We start from the raw sequence: 20,132 nt of genomic DNA on the forward strand, positions 1-20,132 counted from the left end.
TGTGGGTTAAGGCTTGCAATTCGGGTCGCCGCACGTGCGTATTCGGCCCGTCGCCGCCCCGCGCCTTGGTCGCACGGAGCAGCCCCTGTTCGCGCCAAAGGGTGTCGCGAAGGCACTTGGCGGCAGCGAAGCATGGCGCTGCCCGCATTGGCAGCCCGATTCGGAGCCTTGAGATGGCCACGACCACTGCATTGCGGCCGGAAATGTCCGGACCGACAGAGATACTTCACACTCAAGAGCCATCCGCTCGCGATGTCGGCATTTATACCGCGGGGCGCCCTCCCGAGGATCGCGTCCTGAATCTCCTAGCCTTCGCCATCGCCACGGAAGCCGGCCATCCGCTGACACCCGAAGGGATCGAGCAGTCCCGCCAAGCCGCGGGGTCGGCGCTCAGCGACCACGCTTTCCGCTACCTGCACAACACCATCGACCAGATCCGCCGCGAGGCGGCGGCCGAGCAGCTTGCCAAGCTGCCCCGGCCGCCCGGCTTCGGCGCCATCCTGCTGGCCAATCTCGTCGCGCTGGCGATCGCCGGCGGGCTGGCCGCCTGGCTGGCGCTTCACCCCGCAACCCTGGCCGGCCTCGCCGGCCTCCTCGCAGGCTGACGCATGTCCTATGCACGGATTGCCGGAGCTTCCGCCGGCTTCGAGAATGCCACCGCCACGCCGCTGCAGCGCGCGCTGCGCGCCTGCCGCAAGCAGTTCGTCCTGGTCGGCATCTTCAGCGGCGTGGTCAACCTGCTGCAGCTCACCACTTCCATCTACATGATGCAGGTGTTCGACCGGGTGCTGGCCAGCCGCATCCTGGACACGCTGTACTTCCTCTCGCTTATCGCCGTTGTCGCCACCTTGGTGCTCGCCCTGCTGGAAGCGGTGCGCGGACAGGTCATGCAGCGGGTGGCCGCCTGGATCGAGCAGCGGGTCGCCCCCGAAGGTTTCGTCCGCGCCATCGAAAGCACCCTGCGCGGCCGCCCCTATCGGATGGAGGCGCTGCGCGACCTCGCGGTCTGCCGCAGCTTCCTCGGCTCTGCGGGCGCGCTGTCGCTCTATGACGTGCCCTGGGTGCCGATCTATCTCGGTTTCATCTTCATGCTTCACCCTATTATGGGCTGCATTGCCCTGGCCGGCGCGGTGATCCTTTTCGGCCTGACCCTGACCAGTGAGCTCTCGACTTCTAAGCTGCTGCGGGAAGCCAATACCGCCGCGATGAGCTCGCAGCGCCGGGCGGAAAGCATCACCCGCAATGCCGAGGTGATCGACAGCATGGGCATGTTGCCGGCGGTGATTGGCCAGTGGCGGGACTCCGTCGCGGCCATGACCGTGCCACAGCAGCGCGCCGCGGACCGCGCCGCAATGCTGGTCGCCGCGACCAAATTCTTTCGCTTGGCGGTGCAGATCGCCATCCTCGGCGTCGGCGCCTACCTGGTCCTGCAACAGGAACTGACCTCGGGCGCCTCGATCGCCGGCTCGATCATCATGGGGCGGGCGCTTGCCCCGGTGGAGCAGCTGATCGGCGGCTGGAAGCAGCTGGTGCAGGCGCGGCAGTCCTTCCGCCGGCTGCAGGCCTTCCTGACCCAGCCGCGGCTCCGCCCCGCCGGCATGCCGCTTCCGGAGCCGACCGGCCGGGTCAGCGTCGAGCGCGTCTCCTATGCCTTCCCTGGCCAGAGCCAGGCCCTGATCAAGGGCGTGAACTTCTCCCTCGAGCCGGGCGAGAGCCTGGCGATCATCGGCCCGTCCGCCGCCGGTAAGACCACGCTTATCCGCCTGCTCATCGGCACGCTGCCGGCCTCCGCGGGCACGGTCCGCCTCGACGGGGCCGACGTCTATCAATGGATGCGGGAGGATTTCGGCCGCCACGTCGGCTACCTGCCGCAGGATGTCGAGCTGTTCGACGGCACGGTCTTCAACAACATCGCCCGCATGGCGGAAGCCGAGCCCGGAGCCGTATACGAGGCCGCCAAGCTCGCGGGCTGCCACGACATGATCCTACGCCTGCAGAATGGCTACGACACCCAGATCGGCGATGGCGGCCAGCACCTGTCGGGCGGCCAGCGCCAGCTGGTCGGTCTCGCCCGGGCCATGTTTGGGCGGCCCAAGCTGATCGTGCTCGACGAGCCGAACAGCAACCTCGACGGTGATTCCGAAGCGGCGCTGACCGCGGCGCTGGAGCGGCTGAAGGGACAGGGCACCACGGTGATCCTGGTCTCCCACCGGCCGACCCTGGTGCAGGGAGTCGACAAGGTGCTGCTGCTGAAGGACGGCGCGCTCGAGATGTTCGGTCCGCGCGCCGAAGTCCTGAAACGCCTGATGGGCCCGCGCCCGACGGAAGTGGCCCCGCCGCAACCCAGCCAGCGCCTTGAGGGGAGTGCCGCCTGATGAGCGTGACCACGGAAACCCAGACCGCGCTCGCCCCGGCAGCACCGCGCACCCTGGCACCGCTGCCGAAACATGATTTGGGCACCAACCTGCCGCCCTTCCCGGCCCATCCGCTGCTGGACGCGACGGCGCCGCGGACCAGCATGCCGCTGCTCTTCGGCCTTGGGGTCTTCCTGGTCTTCGTTGTCGGTTTCGGCGTCTGGGCCGGCTGGGCGCCGCTGGCGGAAGCTTCGGTCGCGCCTGGCACCATCAAGGTCGAGGGCACCCGCCGGACCATCCAGCACCTGGAAGGCGGCTTGGTGCGGGAGCTCCTCGCCCGCGACGGCGCCAAGGTGAAGGCCGGCGACGTCATCATGCGGCTCGACCCGGCCCAATCGGACAGCGTGCTCGAGATGCAGCGGGCGCAGCGCTGGGCGCTGCTGGCACAGGATGCCCGGCTGGAGGCCGAGATCGGGCGCGCCACCCAGATCACCTTCCCCGAGGACCTGCGGACCAGCGCCGACCCGCGCGCCATGGAGGCGGTGACCGGCCAGCGCGCCCTGTTCGAGGCGCGGCAGGCAAACCTGAACAGCCAGGTCCAGGTTCTGCAGGCCCGCGTCGACCAGCAGCTGGGCTTCATCTCCGGCGCGAAGGGCCAGCTTAATGCCACGCGGCAGCAGCTGGTCTTCGCCAAGCAGGAAGAGCAGATGCGCCGCAGCCTAGTCGCCCAGGGACTCGGGCGCCTGCCGGAGCTGCTGGCGCTGCAGCGCGCGACCGCCTCGCTCGAAGGCACGATGGATGACCTGAACGGCCAGATCGTCCGGGCCAATGCTTCGATCGACGAGTCCCGCAAGCAGATCCAAACTACCATTGACCAGCGTCTCGCCGAGGCGGCCACCGACCGCCGCGACGTCCGCGCCAAGCTGACGGACGTGGAGGAGAAGCTGCGGGCCGCCGTTGACGTGTCCGCGCGGCGCGACATCGTCGCGCCGGAGGACGGCACGCTGGTCAACCAGAAGATCTTCACCGTCGGGGCCGTGGTCAAGCCGGGCGACACGATCTTTGATCTTGTGCCGGCGAAAGACCGCTTGGTGGCCGAGGTGAACGTCCAGCCGATGGATATCGACGTGGTCTATCCCGGTCTGAAGGCGGAGGTGCGGCTGCCGGCCTTCAAGCAGCGGCTGGTGCCGTTCCTGCACGGACACGTGACCTGGGTCGCCGCCGACGTCACCATCAACGAGCAGTCGCGGCAACAATACTATCGCGCCTATGTCCTCATCGATCCGGACCAGCTCGCGCACCTGCCGAACGTGTTCCTGACCCCCGGCATGCCGGTGGAAGCCCATATCCAGATCGGCCAGCGGACCTTCTGGCGCTATATCACCCAGCCGTTGCGGGACAGCTTCGGCCGCGCCTTCCGCGAACAGTAGCCGGACCAGGCCGGGCGGTGCTACCTCGCCGCCCGGCGCGACGCCTTGCACAACGCGATACGATGCACCATCAGTAGCGCGATGCGCGCTCCGGAGCCGATAACATGACCAATGGTCCCACGCTTTTCTGCGACGGCATCCTCGACGGCAGCGTCACCTTCGGCGTAGCCCGGCTGACTCTTGCTCAGACCGGGGCGGATGGGAAGCCGATCGCCGCCGGGCAGCTCATCGTCCCGCTCGTGCAGCTGCCAGGCCTGGTCAATGGGCTCGCCGGCTTGCTCAAGCAGGTAGAGACCCGGATGCGGGAGCAGCAGGCCCAGCAGCCCGCCGCCGAAGCCCCTGCCGGCGCTGCGGCGCCGGCCAGCGCCTTCCGCTTCGGCTGACGGTGAGGCCGTGGCGCTGGACGTCGCGCCGCACTTTCCCCGCCGCTACTTCCTAGCGGCATCCCTGCTGGCTGCCGGGCCGGCCGCAGCACAGCCAGGCGATCTCCGCACCCGGCTGTCGCGCCTGCGTTGCGGTGCCAATCTTGAGCGCTGGTTTCCGGTTGCCCGCGACAACCATCCCCGCCGGCTCGGCCGCGACTGGTGGCGGGATTTCCGCGCCGTCGGCTTCGACCATGTGCGGATGTTTGTCCCTGGCGGCGGCGGTGGCAGCGAGCTGATGGAGCTGTTCCGACAGGCGATCGAAGATGCCAATGCAGCCGGGCTGCCGGTGCTCTTCGGCCTCAACGACATCATCCAGCAGGACACGCCGGCGGTCCAGGAATGGGACCGGCTGGCGTCCCGCGCTCGCTTTTTCGGCAGCCGCACCGACCCGGATATGGTGGCCCTGGCTCCGCTGAACGAGCCGGCCTTCGAGACCACGGCCGCATGGCTGCCGATCCGTAACCGGATGCTGGCTACCCTGCGCGATGCCGCGCCGCGCCACCTGCTCGTATGGGGCGGGCGGGAATGGAACAGTCTGCGCTCCCTGCTCGAGATCGCACCGCCGGCCGATCCCTGGACCATTGCGGAGGTGCACGATTATGCAGGCGGTCGGAGCGCCGAGGTCCGGAAGCGCTTCGCCGCCGCAGCAACCTGGCGGGACCGGCACGGGATCCCCGTGGTGGTCACCGAATACAATGGCTCAGGCCGAAACCAGACCAACCGCGCCGCTTGGACACAGGACCTGCAGGAAGGTCTGCCGGCACTCCGCAGCCTCGGCCTGCCCGTGACGCTGTGGTCCTATAGCCACGGCAGCTGGTACCGCATGCAACAGGGCGACGGGCCATCCCCCTACCCCGAGGTGCGGGCACTGCTGGGCTGAGGCGCAACGAGCGCCGCCGGCTGCCGCCGATTGGCCCAAGCCAGGATCCAGCGATGCGCCGGTACCTCCACCCATCGCCAGGCGCACCAGCCGACCGCGAGCGTCGCGGCGAAGCCGGCTGCCATCAGGGCCACCCGACCGCCGAAGCCGGGGTCGGCCAGGCGCAGCAGGCCGACCACGGCAGCCTCGACGAAGACCCAGCTTAGGTAGATGCCGAAGGATGCTTCCCCAAGCCGGAGCAACAGGTCCGGCCGGGCCGGCGGGAGGCTGTCAGGCCGTGGCTCGCTCAGCTCCGACTGCCAGATACCAATCATTGCACCGGCCAAGCCGAGGACCGTCAGCGCATCTTCCCGCAGCCAGAGGCCCAGCGGCAGGCCGGCCATGGCCAGCCAGGGCAAGGCTCGCGGAAGCCGGCCCTCCGTCGCTAGCCGCCCGAGCCCGAGGCCAAGCAGGAACTCGAGGCCGAAGCGCACCAGCCCGTAGGTCAGCGTGTAATTCAACCCGCCGATCGGACCGAACAGGCTCAGCCAGGTAAGGCCGGCCAAGCCCAGCACCGGGACCAGCGGCACCACCGCCCGCGGCAGCCGCAGCAGGGCCACCAAAAGCAACGGGAAAGCCAGGTAGCCCGCCCACTCGACCGAGAGTGCCCAGGACGGGTAGTTCCAGGTGAACCGGTCTGTCGTTTCCCAACCATGCACAAGGAAGAATTGAAGGACGAAGTCGCGCAGGCCAAATCGTTCCGGCGCGCGGATTGCTACACCGAACGTCATGGCCAACCCGACCAAGAGCGCAAGCGCCAGCAGCGCCAACGCATGCAGTGGCCAGATCTTCGCCACCCGGCGCAGCAGGAAACGGCTTATACCGGCGACCCCGCTCGGCGGGCGCGTGCCGTAGCCAAGCCAAAGCGCGAAACCCGAGAGCAGGAAAAAGCCGTCGACGCCCAGGTAGCCGCGCCAGACCACCGGCGCGAGCCAGGTCCAGGTATCGGTCACATGCAGCGGCAGGTTGAGGTGATACACGATCACCCAGCCAATCAGGAAAAAGCGCAGCCGCGTGAGCCCCGCATGCCGCTGCCCCGAACCCGTCGCCTGCATCACCCCGAGGTTCCTCACCTGACACAACCCTGATTTGGCCTGTCCCCCGACCGCATGGGACAACACCGTTGCATGAACATCGCCCTCTCGCCCGCGACGCAGCGCCTCATGGCCCTGCTCGGCGCCGCCTTCATCCTGATCGGCGCTGTCGCGATGCCGGAGCGCATGCTCCAGCTCGTCCCGCTGATGGTGCTAGGGCTCGCGGCCCTGGCCTTCTACCAATTTCCTCGTGCGCTGGTCCTGGTGCTGGTGCTCTGTTGCGGCCTCGGTCTCGACATCCAGACCTCGATGGCGGCTGGGGTCGGCGGCTCGCTCGGCGCCGCACTGGTAAAGACGGTGCCCTTCGCGCTCGCCGGCGCCTTGTTGCTGCGATATGGGCCGGCCACCGACATCAACTGGCCGTTCCTCACCTTCATCGCCATTGCCGGGCTCAGCATCGCAATCCTGCCGATGGGCAGGATCGCCACCAACGCCGACATGGTCCGGAGCTTCATTGGCTCGACTGCGCCCTTCGCGCTCGGGTTCGCGCTGGCGCCGCGGCGGGTCTGGACGATGGTGATCCGCGGCGCGGCGGTGGTGCCGATCATCAGCGCCCTGGCCAGCGTGCTGACCACGGTCGCCGGAATTTGGCCCTGGTTCGATATCGGCGGCCGGTTCCAGGGGCTCCATACGCCGCCCTTCCTCGGCGGATTCTGCGTCACGGCCATCTTCGCCGCAACGCTGGAATATCTGCGCGGCTTCAAGCTTCAATGGCTGATTATCGGCGGGCTCGACCTCGCCATCCTGCTGCTGACGCAGGCGCGCGCCCCGCTCATCGCGGTGGGTGTCTTCCTCGGCATCGTCTTTCTGTTCTCCAACCGACAGATCTTCCCGTTGCAGCGCAAGGTCGACCTGGCGATGGGCGGCATGATCCCCGGCCTGCTCGCACTCGGCCCCGCGATATACTTCGCCTTCGACCGCATCGCCGGCATGTCCGACAACATGTCGGGCCGCGACATCATCTGGCCCTACTTCATCGAGGCGATCGAGGCGCGGCCGCTCTTTGGCTTCGGCCTCGGCGCCGGCAAGCTGATCGTCAACCCCGAGGATCCGACCATCCGTCTGCTCGGCAGCAATGCCGCCCATAACGAGTACTTGCGGCTCTCGGTCGATGCCGGGATCATCGGCTGCGCGGCGATCTTCCTGTCGATCATTCTCTGGATCTGGTCCGGTGCGAAGAAGGCGCCGCCGGCGGACCGGCTGGTGCTGCGGGCCGGGTTGCTGGCTGCACTGCTACACAGCGGGTTCGACAATACGCTAATCGCCAGCACGGCCCTGATGCAGTTCAGCTTCTTCTACGCCGCCATGGCGCGCGCCAAGGTCGATGCGCGGGAGATGGCGCCGCGCCGGTCCCGCCATGGCCGGCAGGAGGCTGGGGCTGAGGAAGGCGCGATGTCCGCCGCCCTCGCCCGCCAGGCCAGGGGCCTCGGCTGAATGCCGGATGCAGTGCCGGCGGCGGGCGCCGCACGGCCGCCTCGGGAACGCCGGCTCGACCTGGACCGGGCCAAGGGCTACGCGATCCTGTTGGTCGTCGCCGGGCACTTGGTGGCAAATACCCCGCCTGAGGGCAGCGGCTGGTACGAACCACTGCGCTACGCGCTGTATCGCTTCCACATGCCTTTCTTTTTGTACCTGAGCGGCACCGTCGCGGTGCTCAGCGGCGTGCTGAGGGCGCAAAGCGCCGCTTGGCCCCGCCTGGTGCTGCGGCGGGCGGAGCGGCTGCTCCTGCCCTTCTTCGGGATCGGCCTGCTGATCCTCGGCGCCAAGTTGGTGGCGATGCAGGCGCTGGTGGTCGACAATCCACCCGACGGCCTTTGGGGCGGGCTGGTGGACCTGCTGTGGGACACGTCACATAGTCCCGCGACCTCGGTCTGGTACCTGCTTGTCCTGTTCCTCTGCACGCTGGCGGCGATGGTATTGTTGCGCTCAGGCATCGGCACAACCGGGCTGGTGCTGCTGGGCTTGGCCCTGCAATTCGTCGACGTGCCGCCAGTGGCCTATCTGGACCGCTTCGCGCGTTTCTTTCTGTTCTTCGCCGCGGGCGCCTGGGTAGCGGAACGGCAGAATAGGCTCTTGCCGTTGATGGACCGCCGGCAAGGTCTGTGGTGGCTGCTGTTCGGCCTTGCTCTGGTCGCGTCGATGTCGGTCTGGGTCGATCTGCCCTGGTACATCAACGATCGCTGGTCGCTGGTGCTTTGTGGCCTGCTCTGCATCCCGGCGCTGCACGGTCTGATCCGCCGACCACCGCTCTCACGGCTGGGCTGGCCGGTGACGCTCGGGCGCTATGCAATGGTGATCTACCTGTTCAATACCTTGGCGATCGGAGCGGCAAAGGCGGGACTGATCCGTCTTGGGATCGCCTACACGGCAGCGAATTTCCCGCTACATCTGGCCACGGCCATGGTGGCAGGGGTGTTCCTGCCGCTGCTGGTCAAGCAGCTGGTGCTACGCCGGGCGCCCCTGCTGGACCGCCTGACCGATTGAACGCCCTGGCGAACATCGGGCAATCTGCCCCGAGGCCTCAGCTGCGGTCGTCGAAGCCCTTCGGGTGGTTCGCATGCCAGTTCCAGGCGGTGCGGACAATGTCGTCCAGCGCGCCGTAGCGCGGGGTCCAGCCGGTTTCCTCACGCAACTTGGCAGAGGAGGCGACCAGCACCGCCGGATCGCCCGGTCGCCGGGGCCCGAGGATGTGCGGGACGGGCCGGCCGCCGATCCGCTCCACGGCATCAATGACCTCTCGCACCGAATAGCCGGTGCCGTTGCCGATATTGTAGCGGCAGCTTGCCTGCGTCAGCCGTTCCAGTACCCGGATATGGGCATCTGCTAGGTCCAGCACATGCACGTAGTCGCGGATGCAAGTGCCGTCCGGCGTCGGGTAATCGGTACCAAAGACGGTCAGCGGCGGCCGGGTCCCGAGCGCGGCGCAGATCGCCAGCGGCACCACATGCGTCTCCGGGTCGTGGTCCTCACCGATTGTGCCGCTCGGATCCGCGCCGGCGGCATTGAAGTAACGCAGGCTGGCGTTGCGGAGACCATGCACCTGGTCGGCCCAAGCCAAGCCGCGCTCGACCATCAGCTTGCTCTCGCCATAGGCGGACACCGGGGCGACCTCCGCCTCCTCATCGATCGGAATTCGCTTTGGAAACCCGAATAGCGCCGCGGTAGAGGAAAGGATGAACTTAAGGCAGCCTGCCTTCACCGCGGCATCTGCTACGATCAGGCTATTCGACAGGTTATCGGTGCAGTAGCGCAGCGGATCGCGCATGCTATCGCCGACCAGCGACAGCGCGGCAAAGTGGAAAACGGCTTCGAACTTCCAGGCAGCAAATACCTCCGCCATGCGCCGGCGGTCGCCGACCTCGGCGCGGACCAGCTCGACGCCGTCCGGGACAGCGGCCCGATGACCCTGACGGAGGTCGTCGACTACGACGACCTCCGCACCACGCTGCGCCAGGGTTCGAACGAGATGGCTACCGACATAGCCGGCCCCGCCAGTGACGAGGAAACGCCGTCCGTCCATGCGAACCCCTATTCCCTGAAATAGCCACCATAGCGCGGGTGATAGACCTCGGCATCCGCATAGCCGGACCGGCCATGCACCTTGGCATCCACCTGCGTGAGCGCCGCGCCAACCACTCGGGCATGCGCTTCTTCGAGTAGCCCGAGAGAGTTGCGCACGACTGAACGCGGGGTATCGCGCCAGCGGACACAAAGCAAGGTTGCATCCGCCAGTCGCGCCACAACCCGCGCATCCGCCATGGCAAGCGCCGGCGGCGCATCCAATACGATCAAGTCATAATCACGCCTAACCCGATCAAGCAGCCCTGCCATGGCTTCCGACATGAAGAGACCCAGCGAGTGGATTTCCGCCGCGCCGGCAGGGATGTAGTCGAGGCTGGAGAGGTGGTCGCGGCGGATGATCCGCTCCAGCACCGCCTGACCGAGCAGCAGGTCCGTGACACCCGGCGCGCCTTCGCAACGGAAAACCCGGCCGAGCGAGGGTTGCCGCACGTCGCAGTCGATCAGCAGCACGCGTTCCCCGTTCATCGCGGCCGAGCGGGCGAGTGCGACCGAGGTGGTGGTCTTGCCCTCGCCCGGCCGCGCCGCGGTGATGACGACCACGCGCGGCGGCTCAGAGCCGAGCCAGAGTGCGGCGCGAAGCGTGCGCATGCTCTCGGCGAATGGGCTCAGGGGCTTGCGGACCACGTAGTCCTCCACCCGGTGCCGGCCCAGTAGGCCCCGGCGCAGCATCGGCACCAGCGCCAGGCAAGGCAGGCCGAGCCCGGCGCGGATTTCCTCGCCGGAGCGCAGCGTGCTGTCCGACTGTTCGAGGAACCAGATCACGAGCAGGCCAAAGACCACGCCCAGTACCGTTGCCGCGATCACCATCAGCATGGTCTTCGGGAAGCTCGGCGTGCCGGGCATGGTCGCGGGCGAGAGGATGCGGGCATCCGGCTTCTCGATCGCGGTTTGCGATACGGTCTGCTGCGAACGTTCAAGGACGGCCCGCAGCAAGGTGCGGCTTGCCTCCGCTTCACGCTCCAGCGCCGCTACCTGGATCTCGGCGGTCTGGCTCTGGTTCACTCGGGCTTCCTGCGAGCGCAGCGAGTCCTCAAGGCTCCGCACCCGGGCCCTTGCCTCGCGTACCGCGGCATCGAGCGCCTGGACCACGCGGCCGGTCTCAGAGCCAACGGCACGGTCGATGTCCTGCAGCCGCGAACGGGCCGCGCGGACATCCGGATGGTTGGCACCGAGAGTTGCCGAAAGCCGCTCCAGGTCTGCCCGCGCAGTGTCGCGTTGAGCGCGTTGCTGCACGAGGTTGGAGGCGCCGAGCGCCGTCATGTCGGCCCCGCCGCCGCCGCTTCGTGCCGCGGCCAGCCGCGCCTCGGCCATCGCGAGGATATTCCGCGAATCGACCAGATCGGAGTTGATCTTGCTGACCTGCTCGGTCGACAGCGCCGCGCTCACGCCGCGGGTTAGGCCGGAGCTGGTGCGAAGCTCGGCAATGCGCGCCTCGGTCTGGCCCAGCTCCTGCCGCAGCTGGCCGACACGGCCGTCGAGCCAGTCGTTCGCGCGGCGGACGGCGTTGAACTTGGTCTCAAGCTGGTCGGAAATATAAAGCTCGGAGGCGAGGTTCGCCGCCTCCATCGCCAGGCGCGGATTCTCCGAGGTGAAGCTGACGGTCAGCACGCGCGAGTTGCGCACCACCGCCACCTGCAACCGATCACGGACCGCTTCCGCCGCGGCGATCTCGGCACGCTCCTCGGGCGGGCGCGCGGCCGGCGGCTCGGGCGCAACCAGCACGGCGAGGCTCGGCGAGATGCTGTTCAGCCTTCGTGCGAGCGCATCACTCCAGCGATACAGCGGGGTTTCGACCCGCTTCGCCTCGCCTGCCCACCAGAAGAATTCGTCATTGTTCGTCAGGTCGAACTGCCGGACGATCCGCCGCGCCACGGAGAGGCTTCGGATGACCTCCACCTGGCTGGCGAGCACCGCGTCCGTGGTGGTCTCGTCGCGCAGGATGCTCTGCAGCTCGCGCGCGGCGTAATCCGTCGGCTCGAACATCACTGTCGTGCTCGCGGTGTACCGCGGCGTCAGCTGCTTCGCCGCGACCCAGGCCGCGATCGGGAATAGCAAGGCACAGAGAATCAAGACCCAACGCCGCCGGCGTAGCGCCGCGATCAGCGCCGTGACCGTCATGCCCTCGGGCTCGATCGGTGCGGCGACGGGGACGGGGGTGCGAAGTGTAGGCCGCTTGTCGGCGGGTGGCCTGGACTCAACCGGTCTGTCAAGCATGAGGGTTGCGTCTTCCCTTTGCGCCAGCACTGTACAGGCGAATGGCAATACGCGTCGGCTACTCAGTGGGTCAATCAACGGGCTGGCGAACATCGTGGTGCGGCGCAAACAACGGCGTGATGAACCACCTGCGCAAGGAAACGCGAATGTGCTCCCGGCTTGCGCTCTGGCAGAGAGGTCGCGTGGGAAGATCGCGCGATACCGGTGCATGCGGTGTCGAGTCCGCGCGATCTGCGAGAGCTGGGAAGGAAAGCCTTACGATGATTGGACGCCGCCTGTTGTGGACGCTCCCCGTATTCGCCGCCGCTGCTTGCAGTGGGCCTGGGAGCAGCCTGCCGCCCTTGCCCGATGCAACCGCAGCTGCCTATCGACTCGGCCCCGATGATCAAGTGCGCGTTACTGTGTTCAATGACCCGCGACTCACGGGTGATTTCCGGGTTTCCGATGCCGGCTCGATCGCACTCCCGCTGGTCGGTGCCGTGCAGGCCGCGGGTCGCACGACTGGTGAGGTCGAGCGGGCGATCGAGCAGGAAATGAAGTCGAAGAGCCTGTTCCGCGACCCGAGCGTCGCTGTGCAGGTCACCGGCTACCGGCCGATCTTTGTGCTCGGCATGGCAGAACGGCCGGGTCAGTTCCCTTACCAACCCGGCATGACGACGCTCACTGCCGTGGCCGTCGCCGGCGGCTTCAACTATCGCGCCATCCGCGATTATGTCTCGGTCACCCGCATTGGCCCCGAAGGCCGTCCGGTGGAATACCGTGCGGGGCGCGAAGCGCTCGTGCAGCCAGGCGACGTCGTCACCATCTTCGAGCGGCGCTTCTGAGCCGCGCGGTCGCCCTCGCCGTCCTCTTGGCTTTCGCTCCGGCGAGTGGCACGAGAGCGGAGTGGGCGGCCTGGGCCACGGTGGCGAAACCCACCGCCGGCCCGGCGCGAGTTTTCGGCCGGACGGGCCTCGGCTGCATTGCCGGGGCGGTTGCGCTGCCGCCCGACGGGCCGGGCTGGCAGGCGGTGCGGCTCTCCCGCAACCGCAACTGGGGACACCCGATGCTGGTTGGCACACTGCGGGATCTTGCCGCACGGGCCAAAGCACAGGGCTTCCCGGCGCTGTGGATCGGTGATCTCGGGCAGCCGCGCGGCGGACCGATGCCTTATGGCCATTCCAGCCACCAGGTAGGGCTGGATGCCGACGTCTGGCTGGAGCTTTCACCGAAGCCGTCCCTAACCGTCGCAGCACGGGAGGAGGTTGTCGTTCCATCCCTGGTTCTGCCGGACGAAAGTGACGTCGCTCCAGCGCGCTGGACTCCGCGCCACGCGGCATTGATCCGGCTGGCGGCGGAACTGCCAGGCGTTGACCGGATCTTCGTTCATCATGCCATCAAGCGGCAGTTGTGCCGGACCGATGCCGGCGCCGCCTGGCTGCGCCACGTCCGGCCCTGGCGCGGCCACGATAGCCACATGCATATTCGCCTGCGTTGCCCCACTGATCAGCCCGACTGCCACGACCAGCCGCCGCCGCCAGCCGGCGATGGTTGCGACAGCTCACTCGACTGGTGGCTTACCGCCGAGGCCCGCCACCCGGCGCAGCGCGCTCCAGGGCCGCCGCCTCCGCTTCCCGTCGCTTGCCGGACTGTGCTTGAGGCGCGTTGAGCCGCGGAATTCCGGGCCGGGCGGCGTCCTCCCGGCTCGCATTCAGGTTTTCAGGAAGGGGCACCCGCCATCGGCGACGGGGCGGAAGGCCTGGTCCGCCGGCGTGGTGGCAACCAGCTTCAGCAGGTCCCACTCGCCGCGGCTCTCGCTGGGCCGCTTCGCTTCCATAAGGTAGGTCGGATGGATCTTCCTCCCGTCCTCTCGCACCACGCCGGCGCCGTGCACGTCGTCATCGGTCGGCAGCCGCTTCATGGTCTGCACCACCTCGAGCCCCGAGGTTTTGGCGCGAGCAACCCCCACGGCCTCCACCGCCTTCAGGTAATGCAGTGTGCAGGAATAGGCCTGCCCCTGCACGCTCGTGACCATGCGGTTGCCGATCATCTTGCCTTTCAGCCGGTCGGCGAAGGCGCGGCTGCGGTCGTTCAAGTCCCAATAGTAGCTCTCTGTCAGGGCCAGGCCCTGTGCCGTGGGCAGGCCCATCGCATAGACGTCGCTGAGGAAGCCGACCATCGCCGCAACCCGGATCTTCCGCCCGGCAAGCCCAAATTCCTGCCCCTGCTTCACGCAGTTGATCATGTCCGTGCCGGCATTGCAGAGCGCAATGACGTCCGGCTTCAGCGAGGCGGCGGTGACCAGGAAGGAGGAGAAATCGGTGGTCTGCGGGAAGGGATAGACGCTGCTGCCGACCACCTGGCCACCGGCCGCCTGGACCACACGCGTCACCTCCCGCTGCACCGAATGACCGAAGGCATAATCGGCGGTGATGCAGTACCAGCGCTTCGCCCCGGCCTTCGACAGCGCCCCGGCGGTGCTCTGCGCATTGGCCCAGGCATCGGTGGTCCAGTGCACCATGTTCGGCCCGCAGCCGGGGCCGGTGAGGTCGGAGGAGGCGCCGCCGCTGTTCAGGTGGACCTTGTTCTTCTCCTGCGCCAGCTTGGTGACGGCCAGGGCAATGGCGCTATTGTTCACCTCGAGGATGGCATCGATTCCCTGGTCGAACCACTGGCGGGCGATGTTGACCCCGACATCCGCCTTGTTCTGGTGGTCGGCCTGGATAATCTCGACCGCGATGCCGCGGGCCGCGGCGCCGAAATCCTGCACGGCTTGGCGGGCGGTGACGACGCAGTTCGGGCCGCTGATGTCGCGATAGGGGCCGGACATGTCGCTCAGCACACCGATGCGGATGGTCTGCACGGCCGGACTCCCTTGGGCGCGTGCGCCGCCGATGCCGGTTGCCGTCGCCATGGCCGCGCCCAGCGCCGCCCGCCTCGTGATCTGCATGTTGGACTACCCTCCCGGACCGCTTCGGCGCGGCATCGGCGGGAAGCCTAGGCGAACTGCGTGGTGGAATAAACCGGTTCGCGGACGTCAGGTCTGCCGCTCCGGCAGTTCCAGCACCAGGCCCTCGCTTGCCGGCAGCTGGCAGCTTAGCCGGCTGTTCGGCCGCCGCTCCGCCGCGGTCCCGTCCAGCAGGGCATCCTCGTCCTGGGTCGGCGGCGGCAGCGCGCCGGCGGAGTCCTCGATGACATAGACATGGCAGGTGGCGCACATGCAGTTGCCACCGCACTCCGCGAGGATCTCCTCCAGCCCCTCCGCAATCGCTGCCTGCATGACGCTGCTGCCGTCGTCGGCTTCGATCTCCTGGCGGCGTCCGTCGGGGTGGATGAAGGTGATGCTCGGCATGCGTCATCATCAGGCGGCGTGCAGGGTCAGCGGCAGGCTGGCCAGGCCGCGCAGCGTGTTGTTGTAGCGGCGCACCGGCGTGCCGGCGATCTCGATTCCGCGCACCCGGCGGGCGAGCGCCGCCAGCAGCACCTCCCCCTCCAGCCGCGCCAGCAACTGCCCGACGCACATATGGATGCCGGCGCCGAAGCCGACATGGCCAGAGGTGCGGCGGGCTATGTCGTAGGCGTCCGGCCGGTCCCAGCGGCGCGGGTCGCGGTTGGCGGCGGCAAGGAACATCAGCACCTTCTCGCCCTCCCCCAGCGGCACGCCGCCGAGTTCCGTCGGACGCGAGGTGGTGCGGAAGAAGGTCTGCACCGGGCTCTCGAAGCGGATCGCCTCCTCGAAGGCCGCGCGGGCCAGCGACGGGTCGGCGTGCAGCCTGGCGTATTCGCCGGGGAAGCGGGCCAAGCACCAGAGCGCGGCGCCGATGCCGTTGATGGTGGTGTCCAGCCCGGCCGAGAACAGCGACCGCACCAGCACCGGCGCCTCCTCGGGCGTCAGCTCCCCGGTGTCGGCCGCCGCGTGGATCGCCGCGCCGAAGCTGCCGGGCGCCAGGTTCTCCCGCCGGCACTGCTCCATCACCCAGGCGAGGTGCGGGGCGACCCCGGCCAGGGCCTGCCGGCGCAGGTCGTTGTCCGGGCCGAAGGCGTTGAAGGTGACCGCGGCGAAGGGCAGCAGGTGTTCCCTGCCGTCCGGCCGGACACCCAGCGCATCGGGGAAGACCGAGAGCGGGAAGGCCTCGGCCAGGTCGGGAATGGCGTCGAAGGTCCCGCGGTCCAGCAGTTCCGCGACCTTCCGCTCGGCCGCGGCGGCGAAATCCTCCCGCAGCCCCTTCATGGCGGCGGGCGAGAGCACGCGGCCGAGCACGGCGCGGGCGCGGGTATGCTCCGGCGGGTCGCGTTCCAGCACGAGGCTGGGGGAGCGCCAGGGCGTTTCCCTGGCGAAGTCCTGCAGCCCGACACCGCGGGAAGAGACGTAGGTCGGCCAGTCATTGAAGACCGCCGTGACCTCCTGCCACCGCGCCACGCCCCAGCAGCCGAGGTGCCGCAGCCGCACCACCGGACCGGCCTCGCGCAGCCGCGCATGCTCGGGGAAGGGGTCGTCGAAGAAGGCGATCGAGAAAGGGTCGAGGTCCGAGGCGGGCGCTTCGGTCGTGCTCATCGGTCAGCCTCCCCCGGCGGGTCCGGAGGCCGCGCCTCCGGCCAGATTCGCCCGGGTCGCCGGGGAAGGCAATCGGCAGCCGATTGACACCTGTATCGGCGGGCTGCTTGCGTTCCGGAAAACCAGAGGGAAACGGCCGATGGCAGACCAAACGGCGGATCATGTCGCCTGGCAGGAAAGCCTGCATCCCATTGCCGGGGTGCAGCTTCGCCTGCGCCGCGCCGGCAAGGGCCCGCCGTTGCTGATCCTGCACCACGATACCGGCACGCTGGACCAGCTGCCAGCCTATGCCGCCCTCGCCCGGCATTTCGAGCTGCTGCTGCCGGAGCATCCCGGCTACGGCCAGTCGGAGCGCCCGGCCTGGATGCGCTCGGTGCGCGACCTGGCGATAACCTATCGCTGGCTGCTGGCGGAGCTTGGCCTGTCGCGCGCGGCGTTGCTGGGCCTCGGCTTCGGCGGCTGGATCGCCGCCGAGATGGCGGGCATGGCGCCGGAGGACCCGGCGCAGGTGATGCTGGTCGGGCCGATGGGGATCAAGCCGCCCGCAGGGGAGACAGGGGGCGACATCCTCGACCAGGCCCTGGTCAGCCATATCGACTATGCCCGAGCCGGCTTCCATGACCAGGCGGCCTTCGATGCGCTGTACGGCGCCGAGCCCAGCACCGACCAGCTGGTCGAATGGGACCTCTGCCGGGAGATGAACTTCCGCATCGCCTGGAAGCCCTACATGCACAGCCTGACCCTGCAACACCTGCTGGGCGGCGTGCGCTCGCCGACGCTGATCGCCTGGGGCGCCGAGGACCGCGTGGTGCCATCGAGCACCGCGGAACGCTGGCGGCAGGCCATGCCGAAGGCGCGCATCGAGTTGGTCGCGGGCTGCGGCCACTGCGTCGAAATGGAGAAGCCGGCGGAGCTGGTCCGCCTCGTCACCACCTTCGCCCAACGCGGCTGAGCCGGAGCGACGCCATGCACATCATGTACTTCACCGAGCAGCCGATGTCCGCCTACCCCGCCGACAAGGGGCTCGAATTCGGCGCCACGGCGCTGATGTTCCCGAACACCCATTTCGACCCGGTGGCGGGGTCGCGCCTCTACAACGAGTTCATCGAGCAGTACAAGCTGGCCGAGGCGGTCGGCTTCGACGGCATCATGCTGAACGAGCACCACAACGCGCCCTTCTGCATGCAGGCCAAGGCGAATGTCTTCGCCAGCATCCTGGCCGCCATCACCGAGCGGGTGAAGATCGTCATCCTCGGCAACCCGCTGCCCCTGTCCGAGAACCCCGTCCGCATCGCCGAGGAGCTGGCGATGATCGACATGATCTCGAAGGGCCGCCTCGTCTCCGGCTTCGTCCGCGGCGGCGGGCAGGAGCAATTGGCGACCGGGGTGAACCCCGCCTACAACCGCGAGCGGTTCGAGGAGGCGCACGACCTCATCGTCAAGACCTGGACCCTGCCCGGCCCCTTCCGCTTCGAGGGCAATCACTACCACAACCGCGTGGTGAACCCCTGGGCGGTGCCGCTGCAGAAGCCGCATCCACGCATCTGGATCCCGGGCGTCATCAGCAAGGAAACGGTGATCTGGGCGGCGCGGCACCGCTACCCCTACATCGCGCTGAACACGACGGTCGAGCAGACCAACAATATCTGGAAGCTCTACGACAGCGTCGCCGAGGAAGTCGGCTTCAAGGGCGGGCCGGAATACCACGGCTACCTCAAGCAGGTGCATGTCGCCGAGACCGACGAGCGGGCGATCGAGAATGCTCGGCAATTCACCTGGATGCAGGGCGAGTTCACCGGCCTCGCCCACCCCGTCTGGTCGACGCCCTCCGGCTATTCCTCGCCCGAGAACCGCCGCGGCTTCGTCGAATTCTCGACCGGCCGCGGCACCAGCCCGCGCCGCCGGCCGAGCTTCGAGGAGCAGATCCAGAACAACATGATCATCGCCGGCAAGCCGGAGACGGTGATTGCCAAGCTGCGCCAGGTGATGGAACAGACAAGGCCGGGCATCATGTCGCTCTGGGCCAATGATGGGTTCATGTCCCAGCAGGACAGCCTGACCTGCATCCGGCTGATGGGCCAGGAAGTGCTGCCGGCGCTGCGCGAGACGGCGAAGGCGCTCGACCTCAACAGCCCCTTCGAGGCGGAGACGCCGGTCAGCCTGCAGTTCAGCACCGACCTGCAGCCGCGGGCAGCGGCGGCCGAATAGCCGGTGGGCGGCCGCTACCCCTCCGCCTCGGCATAGGGGTTGCTGGTGCCGCGCAGGTTCAGCCGCACCGGCACGCCGGGCATGTCGAAGGCCTCGCGGAAGCCGTTCATCAGGTAGCGCCGGTAGTCCTCCGGCAGCTGCTCCGCCCGCGTGCCAAAGACGGCGACCGTCGGCGGGCGGGCCTTCGGCATGGTGGCGTAGCGCAGTTTGATCCGCCGGCCCTCGGCCAGTGGTGGCGGATGCTTGGCGATCATCGCCTCGAACCAGCGGTTCAGCTCCCCGGTCGGGATTCGGCGATTCCACAGTGCATAGGCTTGCCGCACCGCCGGCATCAGCTTGTCGACGCCGCGCCCGGTCTGGGCCGACAGCGCCACCACGGTGATGCCGCGCAGCTGCGCCAGGCTGGCCATCAGCACGTCGTCCAGCTTGCGCCGCGCCGCTATCCGGTCCTCGACCGCGTCCCATTTATTGAACGCGAGGACGATGCCCCTGCCCTCCCGCTCGGCCAGCCGGGCGAGGCGCAGGTCCTGCTCGTCCATCCCCAGCAGCGCATCCACCACCAGGATCGCCACCTCGCACTCCTTCAACGCGGCGATCGAGGCGGCGGTCGACATCTTCTCGAGCGCCTTCTCGATCCGCGCCTTCTTGCGCAGGCCGGCGGTGTCCACCAGCCGGACCTTGCCTCCGCTGGGGTCGGTCCACTCGACCGAGACGGAATCGCGCGTCAACCCGGGCTCCGGCCCGGTGATCATCCGCTCCTCGCCCAGCAGGGCGTTCAGCAGGGTGGATTTGCCCGCATTCGGCCGGCCGATGATGGCGAGGCGGAGCGGCCGGTCCGGGTCCTCCCGCTCATCCTCCTCCGGCTCTTCCGGCAGGTTCTCGCGAATCGCGTCATGCAGTTCGCCGATGCCGTCGCCATGCTCGGCGGATACCGCGATGGGATCGCCGAGGCCGAGCTCATAGGCCTCCATGGCGGCATAACCGCCTTGCCTCCCCTCGGTCTTGTTCGCCACCAGCACCACCGGCACGGTCTGCCGCCGCAGCCATTCGCCGAAGGCGCGGTCGGAGGGAGTGAGCCCTGCCCTGGCATCGACCACGAAGACCACCAGGTCGCTCTCGCGCACCGCGGCCTCGGAGCTGGCGCGCATGCGGCCCTGAATGGTCTCGGGCGGCGCTTCCTCAAGCCCCGCCGTATCCAGGATGCGGACATCCCGGCCGCCGATCCGCGCTTCAGCTTCCTTGCGGTCGCGGGTGACGCCCGGCTGGTCGTCGACGATGGCGATCTTCCGCCCGACAAGCCGGTTGAACAGGGTGGACTTGCCGACATTCGGCCGGCCGATGACGGCGATGGTGGGGAGCATGCGGCACCCGA

18 protein-coding genes are annotated in these 20,132 nt (G+C 68.3%); 11 read left to right on the top strand and 7 right to left on the bottom strand.

The window, feature by feature from the left end; genetic code table 11:
- The first annotated feature begins 173 nt into the window (after nucleotides 1-173).
- From E2C06_RS00575 to E2C06_RS00595, 5 genes are all read left to right on the top strand, one after another.
- Nucleotides 174-605, top strand: a complete 432-nt coding sequence (locus tag E2C06_RS00575; RefSeq protein ID WP_133286629.1) for a hypothetical protein — start codon at nucleotides 174-176, stop codon at nucleotides 603-605.
- A gap of 3 nt (nucleotides 606-608) precedes the next feature.
- Nucleotides 609-2,375 (top strand): type I secretion system permease/ATPase, encoded by a 1,767-nt coding sequence (locus tag E2C06_RS00580; protein WP_133286630.1) that lies wholly within the window; start codon nucleotides 609-611, stop codon nucleotides 2,373-2,375.
- The gene (locus E2C06_RS00585) at nucleotides 2,375-3,784 is read left to right on the top strand and encodes an HlyD family type I secretion periplasmic adaptor subunit (RefSeq protein WP_133286631.1); all 1,410 of its coding nucleotides are present in this window, start codon (nucleotides 2,375-2,377) and stop codon (nucleotides 3,782-3,784) included. The genes E2C06_RS00580 and E2C06_RS00585 overlap by 1 nt, the downstream gene beginning before the upstream one ends.
- A gap of 104 nt (nucleotides 3,785-3,888) precedes the next feature.
- Nucleotides 3,889-4,167: a hypothetical protein gene (locus tag E2C06_RS00590; protein WP_133286632.1), complete on the top strand. Its 279-nt coding sequence runs from the start codon at nucleotides 3,889-3,891 to the stop codon at nucleotides 4,165-4,167.
- Between the two features lie 10 nt (nucleotides 4,168-4,177).
- A complete protein-coding gene (locus E2C06_RS00595; RefSeq protein WP_133286633.1) occupies nucleotides 4,178-5,089 on the top strand; it encodes a glycoside hydrolase family 5 protein in 912 nt (303 codons plus the stop codon).
- On the opposite strand, the gene E2C06_RS00600 is transcribed toward E2C06_RS00595, so the two are convergent.
- Entirely contained in the window at nucleotides 5,059-6,183 is a 1,125-nt protein-coding gene (locus E2C06_RS00600) for an acyltransferase family protein (RefSeq protein WP_133286634.1), read from the bottom strand. The genes E2C06_RS00595 and E2C06_RS00600 overlap by 31 nt on opposite strands.
- 72 nt (nucleotides 6,184-6,255) lie before the next feature.
- On the opposite strand from E2C06_RS00600, the gene E2C06_RS00605 reads away from it, so the two are divergent.
- Complete coding sequence (locus E2C06_RS00605; RefSeq protein ID WP_165982128.1) at nucleotides 6,256-7,656, top strand: O-antigen ligase family protein; 1,401 nt, start codon at nucleotides 6,256-6,258, stop codon at nucleotides 7,654-7,656.
- Nucleotides 7,657-8,706, top strand: a complete 1,050-nt coding sequence (locus E2C06_RS00610) for an acyltransferase family protein (RefSeq protein WP_133286636.1) — start codon at nucleotides 7,657-7,659, stop codon at nucleotides 8,704-8,706.
- Between the two features lie 37 nt (nucleotides 8,707-8,743).
- Here E2C06_RS00610 and galE read toward each other — a convergent pair whose 3' ends face one another.
- Together galE and E2C06_RS00620 are read right to left on the bottom strand one after the other, a co-directional pair.
- The gene (gene galE, locus E2C06_RS00615) at nucleotides 8,744-9,742 is read right to left on the bottom strand and encodes a UDP-glucose 4-epimerase GalE (protein WP_133286637.1); all 999 of its coding nucleotides are present in this window, start codon (nucleotides 9,740-9,742) and stop codon (nucleotides 8,744-8,746) included.
- Between the two features lie 8 nt (nucleotides 9,743-9,750).
- Nucleotides 9,751-12,126 carry a GumC family protein gene (locus E2C06_RS00620; protein WP_165982129.1) on the bottom strand — a complete coding sequence of 792 codons (2,376 nt, stop codon included), beginning with the start codon at nucleotides 12,124-12,126 and terminating at the stop codon, nucleotides 9,751-9,753.
- Between the two features lie 233 nt (nucleotides 12,127-12,359).
- On the opposite strand from E2C06_RS00620, the gene E2C06_RS00625 reads away from it, so the two are divergent.
- Nucleotides 12,360-12,842, top strand: a complete 483-nt coding sequence (locus tag E2C06_RS00625; RefSeq protein ID WP_241671044.1) for a polysaccharide biosynthesis/export family protein — start codon at nucleotides 12,360-12,362, stop codon at nucleotides 12,840-12,842.
- A gap of 80 nt (nucleotides 12,843-12,922) precedes the next feature.
- Nucleotides 12,923-13,666, top strand: coding sequence for a penicillin-insensitive murein endopeptidase (gene mepA, locus E2C06_RS00630; protein WP_241671045.1), 744 nt, complete (start codon nucleotides 12,923-12,925; stop codon nucleotides 13,664-13,666).
- Nucleotides 13,667-13,708: 42 nt separating this feature from the next.
- Here mepA and E2C06_RS00635 read toward each other — a convergent pair whose 3' ends face one another.
- The 3 genes from E2C06_RS00635 to E2C06_RS00645 all read right to left on the bottom strand — a co-directional run bounded on the left by E2C06_RS00635 (nucleotide 13,709) and on the right by E2C06_RS00645 (nucleotide 16,552).
- Nucleotides 13,709-14,947 carry an ABC transporter substrate-binding protein gene (locus tag E2C06_RS00635; RefSeq protein WP_133286641.1) on the bottom strand — a complete coding sequence of 413 codons (1,239 nt, stop codon included), beginning with the start codon at nucleotides 14,945-14,947 and terminating at the stop codon, nucleotides 13,709-13,711.
- An 87-nt stretch (nucleotides 14,948-15,034) separates the two neighbouring features.
- Nucleotides 15,035-15,349, bottom strand: coding sequence for a 2Fe-2S iron-sulfur cluster-binding protein (locus tag E2C06_RS00640; RefSeq protein WP_133286642.1), 315 nt, complete (start codon nucleotides 15,347-15,349; stop codon nucleotides 15,035-15,037).
- A gap of 9 nt (nucleotides 15,350-15,358) precedes the next feature.
- Nucleotides 15,359-16,552: a cytochrome P450 gene (locus E2C06_RS00645; RefSeq protein ID WP_133286643.1), complete on the bottom strand. Its 1,194-nt coding sequence runs from the start codon at nucleotides 16,550-16,552 to the stop codon at nucleotides 15,359-15,361.
- A 139-nt stretch (nucleotides 16,553-16,691) separates the two neighbouring features.
- Between E2C06_RS00645 and E2C06_RS00650 the strand changes: the two genes are divergently transcribed.
- The gene (locus E2C06_RS00650) at nucleotides 16,692-17,504 is read left to right on the top strand and encodes an alpha/beta fold hydrolase (protein WP_133286644.1); all 813 of its coding nucleotides are present in this window, start codon (nucleotides 16,692-16,694) and stop codon (nucleotides 17,502-17,504) included.
- A 14-nt stretch (nucleotides 17,505-17,518) separates the two neighbouring features.
- On the top strand, nucleotides 17,519-18,760 hold the full coding sequence (locus E2C06_RS00655) for an LLM class flavin-dependent oxidoreductase (protein ID WP_133286645.1): 1,242 nt from the start codon (nucleotides 17,519-17,521) through the stop codon (nucleotides 18,758-18,760).
- A 14-nt stretch (nucleotides 18,761-18,774) separates the two neighbouring features.
- On the opposite strand, the gene der is transcribed toward E2C06_RS00655, so the two are convergent.
- Complete coding sequence (gene der, locus E2C06_RS00660) at nucleotides 18,775-20,121, bottom strand: ribosome biogenesis GTPase Der (protein ID WP_133286646.1); 1,347 nt, start codon at nucleotides 20,119-20,121, stop codon at nucleotides 18,775-18,777.
- Between the last annotated feature and the right edge of the window lie 11 nt (nucleotides 20,122-20,132).

Source organism: Dankookia rubra, from assembly GCF_004355005.1.
In the GTDB taxonomy this organism is placed as follows: Bacteria; Pseudomonadota; Alphaproteobacteria; order Acetobacterales; family Acetobacteraceae; genus Paracraurococcus; species Paracraurococcus ruber_A.

Coding starts and splice junctions, on each gene's coding strand:
- E2C06_RS00635 (WP_133286641.1), bottom strand. CDS start 14,947: ATGCAGATCACGAGGCGGGCGGCGCTGGGCGCGGCCATGGCGACGGCA.
- E2C06_RS00590 (WP_133286632.1), top strand. CDS start 3,889: ATGACCAATGGTCCCACGCTTTTCTGCGACGGCATCCTCGACGGCAGC.
- E2C06_RS00580 (WP_133286630.1), top strand. CDS start 609: ATGTCCTATGCACGGATTGCCGGAGCTTCCGCCGGCTTCGAGAATGCC.
- E2C06_RS00645 (WP_133286643.1), bottom strand. CDS start 16,552: ATGAGCACGACCGAAGCGCCCGCCTCGGACCTCGACCCTTTCTCGATC.
- E2C06_RS00585 (WP_133286631.1), top strand. CDS start 2,375: ATGAGCGTGACCACGGAAACCCAGACCGCGCTCGCCCCGGCAGCACCG.
- E2C06_RS00640 (WP_133286642.1), bottom strand. CDS start 15,349: ATGCCGAGCATCACCTTCATCCACCCCGACGGACGCCGCCAGGAGATC.
- E2C06_RS00600 (WP_133286634.1), bottom strand. CDS start 6,183: ATGCAGGCGACGGGTTCGGGGCAGCGGCATGCGGGGCTCACGCGGCTG.
- E2C06_RS00610 (WP_133286636.1), top strand. CDS start 7,657: ATGCCGGATGCAGTGCCGGCGGCGGGCGCCGCACGGCCGCCTCGGGAA.
- E2C06_RS00605 (WP_165982128.1), top strand. CDS start 6,256: ATGAACATCGCCCTCTCGCCCGCGACGCAGCGCCTCATGGCCCTGCTC.
- E2C06_RS00655 (WP_133286645.1), top strand. CDS start 17,519: ATGCACATCATGTACTTCACCGAGCAGCCGATGTCCGCCTACCCCGCC.
- galE (WP_133286637.1), bottom strand. CDS start 9,742: ATGGACGGACGGCGTTTCCTCGTCACTGGCGGGGCCGGCTATGTCGGT.
- der (WP_133286646.1), bottom strand. CDS start 20,121: ATGCTCCCCACCATCGCCGTCATCGGCCGGCCGAATGTCGGCAAGTCC.
- E2C06_RS00650 (WP_133286644.1), top strand. CDS start 16,692: ATGGCAGACCAAACGGCGGATCATGTCGCCTGGCAGGAAAGCCTGCAT.
- E2C06_RS00575 (WP_133286629.1), top strand. CDS start 174: ATGGCCACGACCACTGCATTGCGGCCGGAAATGTCCGGACCGACAGAG.